This window comes from uncultured Megasphaera sp. (assembly GCF_900539295.1).
Lineage (GTDB): Bacteria > Bacillota > Negativicutes > Veillonellales > Megasphaeraceae > Megasphaera.
In genome coordinates this window covers 1-18,997 of record NZ_UQBH01000027.1, presented here as the reverse complement: position 1 = coordinate 18,997, position 18,997 = coordinate 1, and the positions used below count along the sequence as shown (strand labels likewise).

The 18,997-nt window shown below is 54.3% G+C and carries 20 protein-coding genes and 1 pseudogene; 19 read left to right on the top strand and 2 right to left on the bottom strand.

The features are described from left to right. The 15 genes from QZQ46_RS08710 (at position 1) to QZQ46_RS08640 (ending at position 13,093) form a co-directional block, all read left to right on the top strand. Positions 1-1,182: a murein hydrolase activator EnvC gene (locus QZQ46_RS08710; protein ID WP_296828934.1), complete on the top strand. Its 1,182-nt coding sequence runs from the start codon at positions 1-3 to the stop codon at positions 1,180-1,182. 64 nt (positions 1,183-1,246) lie between these two features. Then, positions 1,247-2,404, top strand: a complete 1,158-nt coding sequence (locus tag QZQ46_RS08705; protein ID WP_296828932.1) for a S41 family peptidase — start codon at positions 1,247-1,249, stop codon at positions 2,402-2,404. 137 nt (positions 2,405-2,541) lie between these two features. Continuing rightward, positions 2,542-3,816: a GTPase ObgE gene (gene obgE / locus QZQ46_RS08700; RefSeq protein WP_296828930.1), complete on the top strand. Its 1,275-nt coding sequence runs from the start codon at positions 2,542-2,544 to the stop codon at positions 3,814-3,816. A 12-nt stretch (positions 3,817-3,828) separates the two neighbouring features. Next, positions 3,829-4,122 (top strand): YhbY family RNA-binding protein, encoded by a 294-nt coding sequence (locus QZQ46_RS08695; RefSeq protein ID WP_044503078.1) that lies wholly within the window; start codon positions 3,829-3,831, stop codon positions 4,120-4,122. A gap of 13 nt (positions 4,123-4,135) precedes the next feature. Beyond that, entirely contained in the window at positions 4,136-5,266 is a 1,131-nt protein-coding gene (proB, locus tag QZQ46_RS08690; RefSeq protein WP_296828967.1) for a glutamate 5-kinase, read from the top strand. A gap of 15 nt (positions 5,267-5,281) precedes the next feature. Next, on the top strand, positions 5,282-6,526 hold the full coding sequence (locus tag QZQ46_RS08685; protein WP_296828928.1) for a glutamate-5-semialdehyde dehydrogenase: 1,245 nt from the start codon (positions 5,282-5,284) through the stop codon (positions 6,524-6,526). Positions 6,527-6,673: 147 nt separating this feature from the next. Then, the gene (gene nadD, locus QZQ46_RS08680; protein WP_296828926.1) at positions 6,674-7,315 is read left to right on the top strand and encodes a nicotinate-nucleotide adenylyltransferase; all 642 of its coding nucleotides are present in this window, start codon (positions 6,674-6,676) and stop codon (positions 7,313-7,315) included. Beyond that, positions 7,273-7,878: a bis(5'-nucleosyl)-tetraphosphatase (symmetrical) YqeK gene (yqeK, locus tag QZQ46_RS08675; RefSeq protein ID WP_296828924.1), complete on the top strand. Its 606-nt coding sequence runs from the start codon at positions 7,273-7,275 to the stop codon at positions 7,876-7,878. The genes nadD and yqeK overlap by 43 nt, the downstream gene beginning before the upstream one ends. Next, positions 7,875-8,819 carry an LCP family protein gene (locus QZQ46_RS08670; protein ID WP_296828922.1) on the top strand — a complete coding sequence of 315 codons (945 nt, stop codon included), beginning with the start codon at positions 7,875-7,877 and terminating at the stop codon, positions 8,817-8,819. The genes yqeK and QZQ46_RS08670 overlap by 4 nt, the downstream gene beginning before the upstream one ends. A gap of 34 nt (positions 8,820-8,853) precedes the next feature. Continuing rightward, complete coding sequence (gene rsfS / locus QZQ46_RS08665; protein ID WP_292280350.1) at positions 8,854-9,237, top strand: ribosome silencing factor; 384 nt, start codon at positions 8,854-8,856, stop codon at positions 9,235-9,237. Between the two features lies 1 nt (position 9,238). Then, positions 9,239-10,096, top strand: coding sequence for a S1 RNA-binding domain-containing protein (locus QZQ46_RS08660; RefSeq protein WP_296828919.1), 858 nt, complete (start codon positions 9,239-9,241; stop codon positions 10,094-10,096). A 187-nt stretch (positions 10,097-10,283) separates the two neighbouring features. Next, positions 10,284-10,838, top strand: coding sequence for an ECF transporter S component (locus QZQ46_RS08655; protein ID WP_296828917.1), 555 nt, complete (start codon positions 10,284-10,286; stop codon positions 10,836-10,838). 13 nt (positions 10,839-10,851) lie between these two features. Then, a complete protein-coding gene (locus QZQ46_RS08650) occupies positions 10,852-11,673 on the top strand; it encodes a pyridoxamine kinase (RefSeq protein ID WP_296828915.1) in 822 nt (273 codons plus the stop codon). A 15-nt stretch (positions 11,674-11,688) separates the two neighbouring features. Continuing rightward, positions 11,689-12,351, top strand: coding sequence for a TatD family nuclease-associated radical SAM protein (locus tag QZQ46_RS08645; protein WP_296828912.1), 663 nt, complete (start codon positions 11,689-11,691; stop codon positions 12,349-12,351). Between the two features lie 232 nt (positions 12,352-12,583). Next, positions 12,584-13,093, top strand: a complete 510-nt coding sequence (locus tag QZQ46_RS08640) for a nitroreductase family protein (RefSeq protein ID WP_296828910.1) — start codon at positions 12,584-12,586, stop codon at positions 13,091-13,093. Positions 13,094-13,546: 453 nt separating this feature from the next. On the opposite strand, the pseudogene QZQ46_RS08635 reads toward QZQ46_RS08640, so the two are convergent. Next, positions 13,547-13,693, bottom strand: a pseudogene (locus QZQ46_RS08635) (winged helix-turn-helix transcriptional regulator); the annotation flags it as partial. Positions 13,694-13,858: 165 nt separating this feature from the next. Between QZQ46_RS08635 and QZQ46_RS08630 the strand changes: the two are divergent. From QZQ46_RS08630 to QZQ46_RS08615, 4 genes are all read left to right on the top strand, one after another. Continuing rightward, complete coding sequence (locus QZQ46_RS08630) at positions 13,859-14,668, top strand: hypothetical protein (RefSeq protein WP_296828908.1); 810 nt, start codon at positions 13,859-13,861, stop codon at positions 14,666-14,668. A 143-nt stretch (positions 14,669-14,811) separates the two neighbouring features. After that, positions 14,812-16,761 carry a molecular chaperone HtpG gene (gene htpG / locus QZQ46_RS08625; protein WP_296828906.1) on the top strand — a complete coding sequence of 650 codons (1,950 nt, stop codon included), beginning with the start codon at positions 14,812-14,814 and terminating at the stop codon, positions 16,759-16,761. A 303-nt stretch (positions 16,762-17,064) separates the two neighbouring features. Then, positions 17,065-17,229 (top strand): hypothetical protein, encoded by a 165-nt coding sequence (locus QZQ46_RS08620; protein ID WP_296828904.1) that lies wholly within the window; start codon positions 17,065-17,067, stop codon positions 17,227-17,229. A 5-nt stretch (positions 17,230-17,234) separates the two neighbouring features. Next, entirely contained in the window at positions 17,235-18,191 is a 957-nt protein-coding gene (locus tag QZQ46_RS08615) for a D-2-hydroxyacid dehydrogenase (protein WP_296828902.1), read from the top strand. Positions 18,192-18,203: 12 nt separating this feature from the next. On the opposite strand, the gene QZQ46_RS08610 is transcribed toward QZQ46_RS08615, so the two are convergent. Beyond that, a complete protein-coding gene (locus tag QZQ46_RS08610; RefSeq protein ID WP_366134605.1) occupies positions 18,204-18,851 on the bottom strand; it encodes a YigZ family protein in 648 nt (215 codons plus the stop codon). Positions 18,852-18,997: the final 146 nt, after the last annotated feature.

Sequence of the window (18,997 nt, the reverse complement as noted above, 5' to 3'; positions counted from 1 at the left end):
ATGCTTAAAAAATACGTCATCATGGCTGTCATCACAGCCCTATTGACGCCGTCCTTTGCTGTTTTTGCCGAAGATGAAGATTTGCAGAACCAGCTGTCTGACGTCCAGAACCGGATGGCTCAGGAAAGCGAAAAAAAGGCCCAGGCCGAAGCCGTCATCGGCAGTGTCAATGACCGGCTCTACGCCATCCAGCAGCAGCTCGAAGCGGCTCAGCGCGACTACCAGGCCGTGGCCAATGAATTGAAGGCGACGGAAGAAAAAATCGCCGCCACCCAGGCTGAACTGGAAAAGACCCGGGCTCGGCTAAAGGTCCGGGAAGGGGTCTTCACCAAGCGCGTCCGCGACATCTACATGCACGGTCAGCTGAGCTACCTCGACGTCGTCCTCGGCGCCAAGGATTTCAGTGACTTTTCCAACCGCCTGGAATTGCTGCGCCGCATCATCGATGCCGATATCACTTTGATTTCCGACATCCGTCAGGAAAGGGCGGCCATCGAACAGGCTAAGCAGGAACTGGAAACCCAGCGGGCCCGCCAGGCTCAGCTCCGCGACCAGGCAGCGGCTAAGCGCGATGAAATCGAAAGCCGCCGCAAAGAACAGCAGGCCATCCTCTACCAGGCCCAGAACGATAAGGCCATGGCAGAACAGGCTTATAATGAATATCAGCAGTCGTCTCAGGCCATTGCTGAAATGCTGCGCCAACGTGCAGCCGACCGGGCTGCTCAGGCGGCCGCAGCGGCGGCACAGGCTTCGTCCGGCAGCGGTGGCGGCAGTGACTATTATCAGCCTGTCAGCGGCTCCGGAGCCCTGATTTGGCCGGTCAACGGCGTCGTCACCTCGCCCTACGGCTATCGGACCCATCCGATTTTCGGGACGACCATTTATCACAGCGGCATGGATATCGGCGTTGACTACGGTACGCCGGTCCATGCAGCCGACGGCGGCGTCGTCGTCGAAGCCGGCTGGATCAGCGGCTACGGCTATGCCGTCATCATCGACCACGGCAACGGCTTGTCGACCCTCTACGGTCACAATCAGGAACTGGCTGTTTCCGAAGGACAGTCCGTTTCTCAGGGCCAGGTCATCGCCTACGCCGGCTCGACGGGCAACTCGACGGGACCTCACGTCCACTTTGAAGTCCGTGCCAACGGCGATCCCGTCGATCCTTCTGCTTATTTATAAAATCGTGTTATATTCGGTGTTGTCCGTTTCTCGCGGCCTTGTTTTTGAAAAAGGAGATCCATAAATGAACAAACAGCGTGTGCTCCAGGCCTGGGAAAAAATTCGCCGGCCCCTGGCCTGGTTTTGCAGCGGCATGATCGTCATGATAGCCGCTGTCTTCGGCCTCTTTTGGTACTATACGGGTCGCCCGACAGCCATGTTTGAATTTTTCCGCACCTTGGAAATCATTGAAAGCCATTACGCGGAAAACGTCGACCGCAGCGCCCTCTTTGACGGGGCCTTAACCGGCATGGTCAGCACCTTAGGGGATAAACATTCGGTCTACCTCGGCGGTGACCTGTACAAAGACTTTTCCGCCCAGATGAGCGGTTCCTATGCCGGCATCGGCGTCTACATCGGCTCGACGGACGCAGGCATCCTCATTGCCGGCGTCATGGACGACAGCCCAGCAGCCGAAGCAGGTCTCCAGCGCGGCGACATCTTGGTATCCATCGACGGGACGCCCGTCGACGGCTATAAGCTTGAAGACGTATCGAAACACATTCGCGGCGCCGTCAATACCAATGTCACCTTAGTCGTCCGCCGTGACGGCGAAGAAAAGACCTTTACCGTCGAACGCCGGCAGATCCACGTGCCGACCGTAGCCGGCAAACTCATCGAAGGGACGGACATCGGCTACATCCGCATCGCCGTCTTCGGTGAAGGTACGGCCGATGACTTTACCAAGGAATATACGAAGCTGCGCGAACAGGGGATGAAGAAGATGATCCTCGATCTGCGCGACAATCCCGGCGGCATCGTCGAACAGGCTGTCGGCGTTGCCAGCAACTTCGTCCCGCCGAACAGCACCATCGTGTCCTATACGGAACAAGACGGCAAAGTCGACGAATATACGGCTCAGGGGACGGAAGACCTCATTCCCATCGTGGTCCTGGTCAATGAAAACTCAGCCAGTGCGTCGGAAATCATTGCCGGCGCCGTTCAGGACATGAAGCTCGGCCCCATCGTCGGCGTCAAGACCTACGGCAAGGGGACCGTTCAAGGCGTCTTCCCCTTAAGCCAGCAGTCGGCCGTCAAGGTGACCGTTGCCAAGTACCGGACGACCAATGGCCGTGAAATCGACGGGGTTGGCATTGAACCGGACGTCGTCGTGCCCCTTACGCCGTCGGATCCGACGGATACCCAATTTGAAAAGGCCTTGGAAATTATTAAGGAAAAATGACTTTACAGATTTGCAAATATGATTTAAAATTTTATCGTAAGTTAAATTAGATATTATTGGACAGATAGACAGGAGACATGGTATATGTATGCTGTGTCTCTTTCTGTATCCCCATGTATTTTCGTATGAGGTGACCTATGTTTATAGACAGAGCAAGAATTTTTGTACAGTCCGGCAAGGGCGGCGACGGCATGAGCAGTTTTCGTCATGAAAAGTTCGTCCCCAAGGGCGGACCGAACGGCGGCGACGGCGGCCAGGGCGGCAACGTCGTCCTCGTCGCTGACCGCAACGTCAACACCCTCGTCGACTTCCGCTATCGCCGCCTGTTCAAGGCCAAGCCCGGCGGAAAGGGCGAAGGCAGCAACAAGTACGGCAGAAACGCCGAAGACTTATTGATTACCGTTCCTTTGGGAACCATCGTAAAGGATGAAGAATCGGGCCAGATCATGGCCGACTTATCGCGGGACGGCCAGCAGGCTATCGTCGCTAAAGGCGGCCGCGGCGGCCGGGGCAACTGGCATTTCCGTACCAGCGCCAATCGGACGCCGACCTTTGCCGAACGAGGCGAACCGGGAGAAGAACGGTGGCTGCGTCTCGAATTGAAAGTCTTGGCGGACGTCGGCCTCTTGGGCTATCCCAGCGTCGGCAAGTCGAGCATCCTGCGGAAAGTTTCGGCAGCTCAGCCGGAAGTCGCCGCCTACCACTTTACGACCCTCAACCCGATCCTCGGCGTCGTCGACCTGCCCGATCACCGCAGCTTCGTCATGGCCGACATTCCCGGCCTCATCGACGGTGCCAGTGAAGGCGTCGGCCTCGGTCATGACTTCCTGCGCCATATCGAACGGACCAAGATCCTCATCCACGTCCTCGACGTCTCGGGCATGGAAGGCCGCGATCCCATCGACGACTATGAAAAGATCAATGCCGAACTTGCCAAATACAGCGAAAAATTGTCGCGCAAGCTTCAAATCGTAGCGGCCAATAAAATTGACCTCTTAGACGATGATTCAGACAATCTCGAACGCCTCATGGACTATATGGCGGCTAAAGGTGTCGAAGTCTATCCCATCTGCGCCATGAACGGCGACGGTATGGACCGCCTCCTGGAACGGGTCTGGACCCTCCTTGAAGAATACGTCGAAGAAGCCGATGAAACGACGGAAGAAGTCGTCTATAAGGCTCAGAACAAGCCGGACTTCGAAGTGACCCGCGATACGGACGGAGCCTTCGTCATCACCGGTGCCCGCATCGAAAATCTGGTGGCTATGACCAACTTCGACGACGACCAGTCCCTGCGCCGTTTCCAGCGCATCTGGCGCTATATGGAACTCGATAAGCTCCTTCAGGAACACGGCATTCAGGAAGGCAATACGGTCCGCATTTATGCCATGGAATTCGAATACCACAAATAAAGGGAGAAGTATATGAATAATAAAGACAGACAGCAGTTACGGGGGATGGCCAGCCTCATGCCGGCCGTCGTCCAAATCGGAAAGGACGGCTTAAGCGACGCCGTCATCGACAGTGCCAGAGCGGCCATTACGGCGCGGGAACTGATTAAGGCCCACGTCCTCAACAACGCCAACCTTCCGACGAAAGAAACGATGGAAGATCTGGCCGACATGCTCGGTGCCGAACTGATTCAGGTCATCGGCCACTACGGCATCTTATTCAAGAAGAAAGACAAGAAATCGAAATACGAATTTATTAAAGACTAGGACGTGAGGCATGGTGAACAGCAGACGCAGGGATTTCGACCACAAGAAGCGCATCGTCGTTAAGGTCGGGTCCAGTACGATTTCCCATGGGACGGGTAAATTGAATTACCGCCGCATGGAGCATTTAGTCCGAGAATTGGCAGACCTGCAAAATCAGGGGAAAGAAATGATTTTGGTCAGCTCCGGGGCGACCAACGCCGGCATGGCGCCGCTCCACCTGGACCAACGACCGCAGTCGATCCGGGAAAAGCAGGCTCTGGCCGCTGTCGGACAAGGCGTCCTCATGCACACCTATGAACGGCTGTTCCGCGAATACGGCCAAGTCGTCGGCCAGGTCCTCCTGACCCGCATGGACTCGCAGGACCGCAGCAAATTCATGCACTCGCGCAATGCCCTCTTGACCATGATCGATATGGGCATCATTCCCATCATCAATGAAAATGACGTCGTCGCCGTCGATGAGTATAAAATCGGCGACAACGACACCTTGTCGGCCATGGTCAGCGGCCTCGTCGACGCCAATCTCCTGATCCTCTTGTCGGACATCGACGGCCTCTATACGGACAATCCCAGAACTCACGACGATGCCAAAATCATTTCTTACGTCGACAACATCGACAAGCACATCTACGACATCGCCGGCGACGCCGGGTCGGCTATGGGAACGGGCGGCATGTACACTAAAATCCAGGCTGCCGCCATTGCCACCGCTGCCGACGTCGATATGGTCATCGCCTCCGGGAGTGAAGAAGACATCGTCAGCCGCATCTGCGCTGGCGAAGAAATCGGGACCTTGTTCAAAGCCAAGGAAACACCGCTCCACTCGAAGAAGCGCTGGCTCGTTTCCGGCAGTAAGGCGACGGGGAAACTCATCGTCGACAAGGGCTGCCGCGACGCCATCATCGAAAAAGGCTCGAGCCTCCTTCCCGTAGGCATTACGGCTGTCGAAGGCCTTTTTGAAGAAGGGGATATCGTCAGCGTCGTCTACGACGGCTTGACCATCGCCAAAGGCATTTCCAACTACGGCAGCGTCCACATCAATGCCATCAAGGGCCGCCAGTCGGCAGATATTGCCAAGGTCCTCGGCCACAACGGCATTTTCGACGAAGTCATTCACCGCGATAATTTGGTCGTCATGTATTAGAAAGGGGTTTTTCCCATGATATCTGAAGTATTCCGCAAGGGCCGCGATGCCAAAGAAGCGTCGTACGTCCTGCAAACGGCCGGGACCGACGTCAAGAATAAGGCCCTGGCTTATATTGCCGACGCCTTGACGGCCCATGTCGATGACATTTTGGCAGCTAACGCCGAAGATTTGAAGCGGGCCAAAGAAAAGGGCATGGCACCGGCCATGGTCGACCGCCTGACTTTGACCAAAGAGCGGATCGATGCCATGGCGGAAGGCGTCCGCCAGGTCATCGAACTGAAGGACCCGTCGGGCGTCGTCCTCGATGAATTCCGCCGTCCCAACGGCCTTTTCATCCGTAAGGTCAGCGTCCCCTTAGGGGTCATTGCCATCATCTTTGAATCGCGGCCTAACGTCACCGTCGATGCCGCTGCTCTTTGCATCAAATCGGGCAATGCCTGCGTCCTTCGCGGCGGCAGTGAAGCCATTGCTTCCAATACGGCTCTGGCCGGCGTCATCCGCCAGGGACTTACAGCAGCGGGCCTTCCGGCGGACTGCGTCAATATCATTGAAAATACCGACCGGGCACTGGTCAAGGAACTCCTGACCCTGCGCAGCTATATCGACCTTGCCATTCCCCGCGGCGGCGCCGGCCTCATCCGCATGGTCGTCGACACGGCGACGGTGCCCTGCATCGAAACGGGAAGCGGCGTCTGCCACGTCTACGTCGATAAGGATGCCGACCTTTCCATGGCCGTCAATATCGTCGAAAACGCCAAGGTTTCGCGGCCGTCGACGTGCAACGCCATGGAAACGCTGCTCGTGCACCGCGACGTGGCCAAGGAATTTTTAGCCAAACTAGCTCCGGTCATGGAAGCCGATACGGTCGAACTCCGCGGCGACGATGAAGCCCGGGCAGCCAGTGTCATGAAGGCTGCCGATGACGACGACTGGGCGACGGAATACAACAGCCTCATCATGTCGGTCAAAGTCGTCGGTTCCCTCGAAGAAGCCCTCAGTCACATTCGCCGCTTCAGCACTCACCACTCGGAAGCCATCGTCACGGAAAATCCGGAAACGGCCAAAGCCTTCCAATTGGCCGTCGATTCGGCGGCCGTCTACGTCAATGCCTCGACGCGCTTTACCGACGGCTTTGAATTCGGCTTTGGCGCTGAAATCGGCATCAGCACGCAGAAACTGCACGTCCGCGGTCCTATGGGCCTCGAAGCCCTGGTTTCGTATAAATACCTCATTGACGGCCAGGGACAGATCCGCTGATGCTGCGCCTCCTTCGCGGCTACGGGCGGACCCTTCGTCAGTACGCCGCATCACCGAAAACACGATTTGAATACCGGCACTATGCCAAATTTTTATTGCTTTATGCGTTAGCAGTAGCTATCGCCTGGGGAGGAATCTATTTGTACCATGGAAATCACTAGGCTCGGCGTCATGGGAGGGACGTTTAACCCCATCCACTTGGGGCACCTCATGATCGCCGAAGAAGCGCGCCAGGCCTTTCATTTGAAGAAGGTCCTGTTCGTGCCGTCGTACATCACGCCTAATAAGGATGTCTGCGGTGCGACAGCAGAGCAGCGATTGGCCATGACGCGCCTGGCTACGGCTGATAACCCTTACTTTACTGTCAGCGATATGGAGATGCGCCGCAAGGGCAATTCCTATACGGTCGATACGCTGCGCCTGTTAAAAGAAATATACGGCCCGTCGCACAGCCTGTATTTCATATCGGGGACCGATACGATCCACGACCTGCACAACTGGAACAACCCTGAGGAAATCCTCAGCCTCTGCCAGTTCATCGGTGCGACCCGACCGGACGGGTCGGAACAGATCGATACCATCATCTCGTCCTTCGGGGAGCTGGGAAAAAACATCCTCAAACTGCCCGTGCCGACGATGGAAATATCCTCTACGGAGCTGCGGCGCCGCATCCGCCTCGGCCTGTCCGTCCGCTATATGATTCCATCGGCTGTAGTCGAATACATCAGAAAAAATGGAGTATATCAATGTACAACGAAGAATTCAAAGACGCCATTAAAGACGATTTAAAAAAAGCCCTGACCCCTCATCGTTATACCCATGTCCTCGGCGTAGCCGCTGCGGCCCGTCACTTGGCAGACCGCTACGGCAGCGATGCTGATGCGGCAGAAGTGGCGGCTCTTCTCCACGATGCGGCCAAGCAAAAGCCCCTCGAAGAGATGCAGGCCCTGGCCAAGCGGTCCTTTACGGATCTGCCGGCACCGGTCTTTGCCATCGGCAGCCTCCTCCACGGCTATGCGGCCGTCACCGTGGCCCGCGAGCAGTACGGTATTGATGATGCCGACATCTTAGCGGCCATTGCCCACCACACGACGGGAGCCGAACAGATGGGGCAGTTGGAAAAAATCATTTTTATGGCCGACTATATCGAAGAGAACCGCGATTTTGACGGCGTCGAAGCCCTGCGTCAGGCTGCTGAACGAGACCTCGACGAAGCCGTCCTCTTAGGCTACGACTCGACGATCCGCCACCTCCTCGACCAGAAGAAGCCCATTTTCATCGGCACGGTCATCAACCGCAATGCCCACATCAGCGCCATGATGAAAGCGGCAGCGAGGAAGGCCGGACGATGACACAGGAAAAACGAAGAAAAATACTGAATCGAATCTTAGCCGTCGTCGCCGCCATTGCCATCTTCCTCGTCGGCCGGTCGGCGTACCTCCACTTCACGGCCCCTGCTGAGCAGCCTCAAGGACCCGATTCGGCCCCGGCCGACAGCAGTGATTTCGTCCAGACCAGCGCCGACAAGCCGCTCTACGTCCTGCTCATCGGCACCGACGGAGAAAACCCTCAGCAGGCCAATTTCGTCGGCGTCGCCGCCATCAACAAGGACAAGAAGCACATCGACCTGATCATGCTGCCTGACGATACGAAAATCGAAGGGCGCAAGGAAAAGGGGATACAAGAGCTGCAGGACGTCTACAGTGAAGGCGGCATCAGCCTGGTCCGGGCCGTCGTCGAAGACATCTTCCACATTCCCATCCCGTACTACGCGGCCTTTACGCCGGAATCCTTCGCCAAGATGGTCGACATGAACGGCGGCGTACCCTTGTACGTCGAAAAGAACATGTACCACGGCGATGCAGCCGGCGAAACGGATATCAACATCTTCCAGGGCTACCAGACCCTCAGCGGCAAGGACGCCACGGGCTATATGCGCTACCTCGACAGCAACGGCTACGTATCGCGGACCCAGCGCCAGGAACGGTTCATCAAGAATTTCTATGAAGACCGGCAGAAAGACTTCGGCTTGAGCAATGCCTTCTTCATGTACCGCCTGTGGCACGACATCGATTCCAACATCCCGGCTAAGGATATGGCCGAACTGGCCTTTGATTTCCGCAACGTCACGGCCGACAACATCAATTTCTACATCCTGCCCGGTGAAATGGCCGCAGGAGGCAAGAACAGCGACAATAAATATTACTGGACCTACGACCCGGTCGAAGTCCAAAAAGTCATCGGCCGGACGAACAACGCCATTTCGGCAGCACCCAAGCCCGATGATACTTGATTTTGAATTCGTATAAAAAGGAGACTTTTCATATATGCCAATTACCATGAAACCAGCCAATGCTGAACCGATGAAAGACTTATCCGTCTATGAAATCGCCTGCGCCGCAGCCGACGACAAGAAAGCCTGGGACATCACCGTCCTCGACATCAAGGAATCGTCCCTCATGGCCGACTACTTCGTCATCTGCAGTGCCCGCAACAACCGGCAGACCCAGAGTATTGCCGACAACATTGAAGAACAGATGGAAAAGAACGGCTATCCCATCCTCCACGTCGAAGGCTACCGTGAAGGCAAGTGGATCCTCATCGATGCCGGTGAAGTCATTGCCCACGTCTTCGTCGAACAGGAACGCCAGTACTACGATCTGGAAAACTTGTGGGCTGACGCACCGCGGATTGACTACGAAGGTGAATAATATGACGACACATCAAGAAAATACCATCGTTACCTTGGAAGTTTTGCGCCAAAGTGACATGGGCGCCTTTTTGGACGGCGGTACGGGCAATACCAATGACGATATCCTCCTCCATCTGAAGCAGCAGACGAGCGAAGTCCATATCGGCGACAAGGTGACGGTCTTCTTGTACCACGATCCGTCGGGGAGACTGACGGCGTCCATGCGCCTGCCCAAGATTAAAATAGGCCAGATCGGCTATGCGCCGGTCATCAATACGACGCGCTTCGGCGCCTTTGTCGACGTCGGAACGGAACGAGGCATCTTCATGCCCTTTGCCGAAATGAAGGGGCGTCCCAAAGAAGGGGAATACGTCTGGGTCAAGCTCTATGAAGACAAGTCCCACCGCCTGGCCGTGTCGATGGAAGTCGAAGACGAAATGCGCCGGGCCTCGCGGGCTGCGACCGACGCCAAGGTCGGCGACTGGGTCGAAGGGGCGGTCTACAACATGACCGACCAGGGGGCTTACCTCATGACCCGCGAACGGTGGATCGCCTTTTTGCACCGCAGCGAATTCAACGGACCGATCCTAATCGGCCAGATGATAAAGGGCCGTATTACCTACCTGCGTGAAGACGGGCGCATCAACATTTCCCTGCGCCAGACCAAGGAAAATGCCATCAATCCCGATGCCGAAAAGATCCTGCAGTTCCTCGAACAGCGCAAGGGCAAGATGCCTTACGGCGACAAGACGGCTCCGGCCGTCATCAAGGCCAAATTCGGCCTCAGCAAGGCCGCTTTCAAACGGGCCTTGGGTCATCTCATGAAAGAACAGAAAGTCCGCCAGGAAGACGGCTGGACCTATTTAGAGACGAAATAAACTGAAATAGCTCCCTTTACGGGGGCTATTTTTTTGGCCATATGACAGGCGTCCTTACGAGCTGTACAGAAAAAAACAAATCTGTCCCATTTACAGAACAGTTAATATACTCTAAAATAGAGTACAGATTAATCATAACCATACATTGGCCAATGTGTGAATTCTGTACCCGTGAGGAGGATTTCACATGCATTCATCATCTATGGAACAAAAGGCACCGACTTTTTCGGCTGCTGCTCTTTGCTATGGAGCCGTGTTAACGGCCTTGGTCTTTATCCTGACCTTCGTACCGCGCATTCCCATTCCCTTGGGCTATGCCCATTTAGGCGATGCCGTCATCTTTGCGTCTGTCCTGTTCAGTTCGCGCCGTCAGGCTGCCGTTGCGGCCTCTCTCGGTTCGGCCCTGTCCGACCTGATCGGCGGTTTTCCCATTTGGATCGTGCCGACCCTGATCATTAAATTCATCATGGTCGAAGCCGTCTTTTTCGCCGTCCGTCCCGATAAGGGGCCGTGGAAATTGATGTCCCTCAAGGTCTTTTTAGGCTTCCTCTTATCCGCCGTCTGGATGGTTCTGTCCTATACGGCGGCCGGCAGTCTCCTTTACGGCAGCTTAGGTGTCGGCCTTACCATGGTGCCCGGTCTCATCGGGGAAGGGGTCATCAACATGGCGGCTGCCTATGCCATTGCTGCTTGTTTCATGAGAGTCCCATTCCGTGGTTATGGTTACAACCTGAAAAGATAAGGAATGATTCTCTATGCATCAAAAAAAGTTGGCCCTGGTCAATGACGTAACCGGCTACGGCCGCTGCAGCATTGCCGTGGCGCTTCCCATCGTATCGGCGCTAAAGGTACAGGGCTGCATCCTGCCGACGGCGATTCTCTCTGTTCATACAGGTTTTCACGATTACTACCTCGACGACTATACGGACCATATGACGCCGTATATCGAAAGCTGGAAGAAAAACGATCTGACCTTCGACGGCATCAGCACGGGTTTTCTCGGTTCCGTCCGGCAGATCGACATGGTCCTCGACTTTCTCCGCGACTTCAAAAGGCCGGATACGAAGGTCATCGTCGACCCCGTCATGGGCGACAACGGCCGGATCTATTCGTCTTATACTCAGGAAATGTGCGACGAAATGCGGCGTCTCCTGTCGGCAGCTGACGTCCTGACGCCGAACCTGACCGAAGCTTGCGAACTCTTGGGGAGACCCTACCGGCCGTCATCTGAACTCAAGGATGAGGACTTTTCCGACATGGCCAAGGCCCTGGCCGACAAGGGGCCTCAAGGCGTCATCCTGACCGGGATTCACCGCGATTCGTGCATCGGAAACTTCATTTACGACCACGGGAAGACCTCGTGGGTCAAAACTAAGAAAATCGGCAGTGACCGCAGCGGGACGGGCGACGTCTTTTCGGCCATCGTCTCGGCATCGGTCGTTCGCGGTGAGGGATTAGAAGAAGCCGTACAAAAAGCAGCTGACTTCATCTGCAAGGTCATGGAATATACGGAAACCTTAGATTTACCGCATAACGCCGGCCTTGCTTTTGAAGAATACCTGACGACATTACAATAAAAGGGGATAGTAATTATGATCGTTTATACCGTAGTAGGACAAGGACAATACGTTGATTTACAAGAAGGATTGAAACTGAAGACGGAAAGCCCGTGGAGCATGTACGTCAATTTGACCAATCGCTGCACCTGTTCGTGCACCTTCTGCCTGCGCTCGATGAAGAAGATGGCTGAAGACGAAACACTGTGGCTGAAACAAGAACCGACCGTCGACGAAGTAAAGAAAGAACTCGATGGGGCACCTTGGGACCATATCAATGAAGTCGTATTCTGCGGCTTCGGCGAACCGACGGAACGCTTGGAAGATTTGAAAACGCTCCTGGCATATGTCAAAGAAACGCACCCTGATGTTAAGACGCGGCTCAATACCAACGGCCTGTCGGACCTCGCCTATGGCCGTCCCACGGCTCCCGATTTTGGCGGCGGCATCCTCGATACCATCTCCATCAGCATGAATGCGTCGAACAAAGAACGGTATCTTGAACTGACGCGGAGTAAATTCGGCCTGCCGTCCTTCGATTCCATGCTGCACTTCGCCGTCAGCTGCAAAGAATACGTCCCCAACGTCGTCCTCACCGTCGTCGATAAGGTCGAAGACAGTGAAGAAATCAAAAAATGTCAGGCCATCTGCGACGACTTAGGCCTCCGACTGCGGGTCCGGGTCTACGAAGATAAATAGAGAATCAGATTGGCATATCATAAGCAAACGCTGTCTCACCGGGAGGCAGCGTTTTTTGCTTGTGCCCGAACACATAAAGGAGGCGAATAGGTCGGTCGAACCCTGTCGACGAGGTCGGGGGAGTCTTATTTTTCAGGTACCAAAAATGTGCGTACTTGTAAATTTTATACCTGTGAGTATAATGAGGATAACCCGATGACGGGGAGACCTTATGCGAAAAGGAGACTTGACCATGGAATTTGAACAACTGATGAGAGATCGTTATTCGGTCCGCAAATTTTTGGATAAAAAAGTAGAACCGTCCCTCGTTGAAAAATTGAAGGAAGCCATTATGCTGGCGCCGAGTGCGATAAACCGCCAGCCCATTCGGGCCTGGGTCATCGAATCGAAAGAGAGCCTTGAAAAGATTAAGGCCATTACGAAATACCACTTTCAGGCCCCTCTGACCATCGCCGTCGGTTACGTGGCGGATGAAGCCTGGGTCCGCTCCGACGGTCAGAACCACGGCATCGTCGATGCCAGCATTGCCGCCATGCAGCTCTGGCTGGCTGCTGAAAACCTGGGCCTCGGCGCTGCCTGGGTCAGCGACTTCGATACAGAAGCACAACAAAAGCTGTTCCCGGAAATGAAGGACGCCAAGATCGTCGCCCTCATGCAGATCGGTTATGCCGCCTCGGAAGCAAAGCCTGCCGCCTGGCATTTTCAATCGAAAAAAGAAGAGGACGTCATATCCCATTTATAAAATATTGTTTTTACAGTAAGAGCCCGCTTCCATGAGAGAGCGGGCTTTTTTCATGGATTGGCATCAGGGACGGTGAAAACCTTAGGAGCAAGGACAGAATCTGTCTGAGGGTATTGGCGTGAAACCGGAGGGGATTCGCAAATCGCCTGTACGGGCAGAGAAGCCCCTTCATCCTAAGAACAAGTCCGGTATGGAAAAAGGAGAGGAAGTACCTTAGAGGCTCATTTGGCAGTGGAAATTGTGACGATAATGGGATGTTGTCAGTGAAATTATGGTCCGAGAGAAATATGGAAGAGGGAGTCCCGGCTGCTGAGAAATATTTCTTTTTCTGTGATACAATAAGATGTCTGACTTTATGAGTTTACAAAAGGCGGCTTGAAATCTCAGGTCAGGGATTCAAGCCGCCGTAGTAAGCCGTTATGAAATTTACATTTAGATTTTTTAGAGTTATATTTATTTAGATGAAATATTTTTTGATAAAATTCGGTCGGACATATAGATTTTTCCCCAGTCGCACACGGATTCGATGATAGGCGACAGGGTGCGGCCGAAGTCGGTCAGGCTGTATTCGGTCTTGGGAGGGACGACGGGATAGACTTTGCTTCGGGCTGGGGGATGATAGGATTATATGGAGAGTCCATTCCTTGGTGAAAAGGATAAAAAGGCAATCTTCGTATTCTATGAAGACGGGCACCGTGATACAATAGCAAGAGATAAGTACTATACGGCGCGGACGTACGGATCCGCGCGAAAGGGAGAATCATCATGACAATAGATTATATTTTGGCCGATCCCAGCGGCAATAAGACGATTTTGGTGCTGACGCCCGTTCCAAAAGACGCGCACAGCACCTTGGCAGCGGAGCTTTTGGCACGGCCTGACGTCGATGCCGAGCAGGTCGGTTATGTGACCTTCGACGAGGGGAAACCGATTCGCGTCGATATGATGGGCGGCGAATTCTGCGGCAATGCCTCGCGGGCTGCGGCGGCCTATGCCTTAGCCTGCGGCGAAAAGGAAGAAGGGGTCTACGGCGTGTCCTGTTCCGGCTGTGACGAAATCCTGCCGGTCAAGGTCAATCATAAAGGCGGCGACGAATACCAAGCCTTTATCGAAATGCCTTATCCCGACGACGTCAGCGCCCTTTTGCTCGACGTCAAAGGCGTGCCGGCCCGATTTTTCCGCGTCGACCTGCCGGGGATTACCCACTTCGTCCACTTCGTCGACTCTTTTCAGGATCTCGATAAAGACGTTTATTGGCAGGCTTTAAAAGACTACGTCGACGGCGAAGATTTCCCGGCTTACGGCCTCATCCTCTGCGACGCCAAGACGAAGGAAATGGTGCCCGCCGTTTACGTCAGCCAAACGGACACCCTCTACTGGGAAAACAGCTGCGGCAGCGGTTCGGCAGCCGTCGCTGCGGCCCTGGCCTGTACGACCCGGAAGAAGGTCGCCGCTTATATGAAGCAGCCCGGCGGTACCATTGCCATCGCGGCCAGCGTCGACGGAGAGGGAAATTTGGAGAAAATCTTTATCGGCGGCTCGGTCCTCTTGGGGCCCCGCAAGCAGTGGGAATGAGGCCGGGCCTTGTCTTTTGCCATTGAAATAGCTTATGCTGAAAAAATACTTGACTATTTGACTTTTTGCTGTATGATAGTGATGTGAAGGTACCTCAGGGTATCTGACGATACGGAATACGGATACAAAGGAGTGTTTTTACCATGGCAAAAGAAACCCATGAATTTCAAGCTGAAACGAAGCAGCTGCTGGACTTGATGGTCCATTCTATTTATACAAATCACGAAATCTTCCTGCGCGAACTCATTTCCAACGCCTCCGATGCGATCGATAAGCTCCATTATCAGTCTCTGACCAACGGCGACCTCCTCGAAGGGGAAACGGGTTTTGAAATCCATTTGACGCCCGATGCCGACGCTCATACCCTGACCATTTCCGATAACGGCCTGGGCATGGACAAGCAGGACCTGATGGACAACCTCGGCACTATTGCTCAGTCCGGGACCAAGGCTTTCCTCGAAAAGCTGAAAGAATCCCAGGACGGAGGCGATACCGATAAGGACCTCATCGGCCAGTTCGGTGTCGGCTTCTACTCGGCCTTCATGGTCGCCGATACGGTTACCGTCGTCACCCGCAAGGCCGGCGAATCTCAGGCTTATAAGTGGGAATCGACGGGCAGCGGCGAATACACCCTCGAAGAATGCCAGAAGCCCAAGCACGGGACGACGATCATCCTTCATTTGAACAGTGAATTTTACGGCGACAGCAGCGAAGAAAACTTCACCGACCTGATGACCATCGAAGGCCTGGTCAAGAAGTATTCCGACTACATCCGCTATCCGATCACCATGGACTTTACGACCAAAGAAAAGCCAAAGGATGCCGACGGCAAGACCATCGAAGATGCACCGGAAGAAGAACATACGGAAACGCGGACGCTTAATTCCATGCAGCCTTTGTGGACGCGGAACAAATCGGATATCAAACCGGAAGAATATCACGAATTTTTCCAGCACCAGTTCTATGAATGGGACGAACCGATGGACATCTTCCACAACCGCGCCGAAGGTGCCGTCGACTACACAGCCCTCTTGTTCATCCCGGGCAAGGCTCCGTTCAACCTCTACTATGCCGACTATGAACCGGGCATCCAGCTCTATTCGCGGCACATCTTCATCATGGATAAATGCAAGGACCTCCTGCCGGATTACCTGCGCTTCGTCAAAGGCCTCGTCGATTCGCCGGACCTGTCCCTCAACATTTCCCGTGAACTCCTCCAGAAGAGCCGGGAACTGAGCCTCATCGGCCGCAACCTGGAAAAGACGATTCTCAAGTCCTTGAAGCGGGACCTCGAAAAGAACCGCGAAAAGTATGAAAAGTTCTGGGCCGAATACGGGAAATCCCTGAAAATCGGCGTTTACAGCGGCATGATGACCGGTGAAAACAACGTCGAAAAATTGAAGGACCTCCTGCTGTTCATGTCCTCGAAAGACGGAAAACTCCGGACGATCAAGGAATACGTCGACAGTATGAAAGACGGCCAGCAGAAAATCTATTACGCTACCGGCAAGGATAAGGAAGCCATCGAAGGCCTGCCCCAGATGGAACTCCTCCGCGACCGGGACATCGAAGTCCTGTACATGACCGATCCCGTCGATGAATTCGCCGTCGAAGCCATCGGCGAATACGAAGGTCATCGCTTCCATTCCGTCAGCCGCGGCGATTTGGACCTCGAAGATGACGCTTTCAAGGCTGAAAAGAAGAAGAACGAGGACCTCGCTAAGGACAACGAAGGCCTCTTAGCCGATATGAAGAGCCTCTTAGGCGACAAGGTCGCTGACGTCCGCCTGTCGAACCGCTTGAAGAGCGGTGCCGTCTGCCTGGTTGCCGATGCTGCCGGCCCGTCTCTGGCCATGGAACAGGCCTTTGCTGCGGCCAACAACCCCATGTTCAAGGCTCGCCGCATCTTGGAAATCAATCCCCAGCACGAATTGTTCAGTAAATTAGCCGCCGTTCATCAGGCCGGCAAGGACGATCCCGACTTCAAGGATTACTGCCACCTGCTCTACGATCAGGCCCTCCTCCTCGAAGGCATCATGCCTGATGATCCCGTGGCCTTTGCCAATAAAGTCGCCTCGCTCATGGCGAAATAAGACGGGCCCAACTGAAACACATTGTCCATAAGAACCGGCCGCTGTCGTCAGATTTAAATATCATGACGACAGCGGCTGTCTTTTTAGTAACAATAAGTTCTTTTTTAGGGCTATCATTAACAGATAGTTGATATATTTCGGCCGCCGATGAACAGTTTTGTCACAAGTGCCGGCCCTGCCTATCTTTTTCAGTATATACAAGCTATAATTGAAATGTAAATGTAACGCTTATTTTTACGAAAAAGGTCTTGTTTTCCACTGGGAAGACCTTTTACTGAGGAGATAGTGCAGAGGAGGCGGAACATGGGACAATTCGTCAACATGGACGGCGAAGAGTGCAGCGTGATTCGTCTGGTTACGGAACTTTTGCAGGAAGATGTGACCTATGAATTCATCGCCCACGTCGCTAAATGCCCATTAGAAACGGTGAAAGAAATTGCCGCCAACGCAAAAAATAATAAGGAGTGATACGGTTGAATATTTTAGTTGTCATGGATACGGATGCGAAACAGAGACAGTGGATTGAGGCCGCGGCAGGATCTGCCAACGTGACCTACTGTCCCGGCGATGGAAGCGATGCCGGTTCGGCCCTGGAAGAAGCAGATGTCATTATCGGCAACATCGTACCGGAACTTGTCAGCAAGGCCAAGAATTTGAAATGGCTGCAGCTCAACAGTGCCGGTGCCGGCAGCTATTGTAAGCCCGGTATTCTGCCCGACGGCGTATCGCTCACTAATGCGACCGGCGCCTACGGCCTGGCTTTGTCCGAGCACATGCTGGCTCAGAGTCTGGCTATGATGAAGAAACTGTATTTATATTATGACAACCAACATCAATCGTTGTGGCAGGACAAAGGTCCGGTCACGTCTTTTTACGGAGCCACCGTCGTCGTCGTCGGGTTCGGCGATATCGGCCGCAATTTCGGCCGCCGCGTAAAGGCCCTGGGAGCTTATGTCATCGGCCTGCGCCGCCGCAAGGGCGAAGTACCGCCGGAAGCCGATGAAATGGGGGATATGGCTCATTTCGAAGACTATCTCTCCCGAGCAGATATCGTCGCTTCCTGCCTTCCCGATACGCCGGAAACGCATCACATCTATGACAAGGACCGCTTTATGGCCATGAAGAAGGGGGCCTTCTTCGTCAACGTCGGCCGCGGCACGAACGTCGATCAGGAAGCCCTGCGGGAAGCCGTCCTTTCCGGTCATTTGGCAGGGGCCGCCCTGGATGTTACCGAACCGGAACCGCTGCCGGCAGACGATCCTTTGTGGCAGACTAAGGGGGTCTATATTACGCCCCATATTTCAGGCGGTTACCACCTTAAGGCAACCCATGACTACATCGCCCGCATTGCCGCCGATAACCTGGAACGGTTCCTCGCCGGCGAAAAACTTGAAAATATGGTCGATATGGCAACGGGCTATAAGGCCTGATCGAAGCAGCTGTTACGTCTCTGTGACGGGTACCGGTTTTACGACGGTACCCGTTTTTTTGCAGTTGACGCGGCCGTTGGTGACGTTGGTTAAGCTTTCGGCAACGGCGTCTGTTCTGTCCTGGCGGACTTCGAGGGTAAAGGTGACGTCGGCAGCAAAGGCCCGGTCGCTGATGAGGATGCCCTCGTTTTCGGCAAAGCGCTCGATGGTGCTGACCAAAGGGTAGGCGACGGTAGCCGTAAAGACCGTAAAGGGCGTATAGTCGACGACGGACGCTTCGTCGAGGGCCAGGGTCGCTGCATGGCTGTAGGCCCGGATGAGGCCGCTGGCACCGAGTTTGATGCCGCCGAAATAGCGGGTGACGACGACGGCCGTATTGGTCAGGTTCCGTTTCTTTAAGACTTCCAGAATGGGGCGTCCTGCCGTTCCCGACGGTTCGCCGTCGTCGCTGGAGCGCTGGATTTGGCCGTTCGGCCCGATTTGGAAGGCCGAGCAGTTGTGCCGGGCATCCCAGTAGTGCTTGCGCACGCTTTCTATGAAATTTGCCGCTTCGTCTTCCGTCTTGACTTCGCAGACCGTAGCGATGAAACGGGATTTTTTGATGACATATTCAGCTTCGGCCCGGCCGTAGACCGAGCGGAGAAGAGATTCCATAAGCATATCGTTCCTTTTCGTTTTTTCTCATCATAGCTTATTTATAAAAGGCTGACAAGGGCATAAAAAATCGGACCCGGTTACGTGGCGGGTCCGATTTTTTGGTTCTATAATAAATGTTGGGGTCTTGTGGACACTCCTGTTCACAAGGC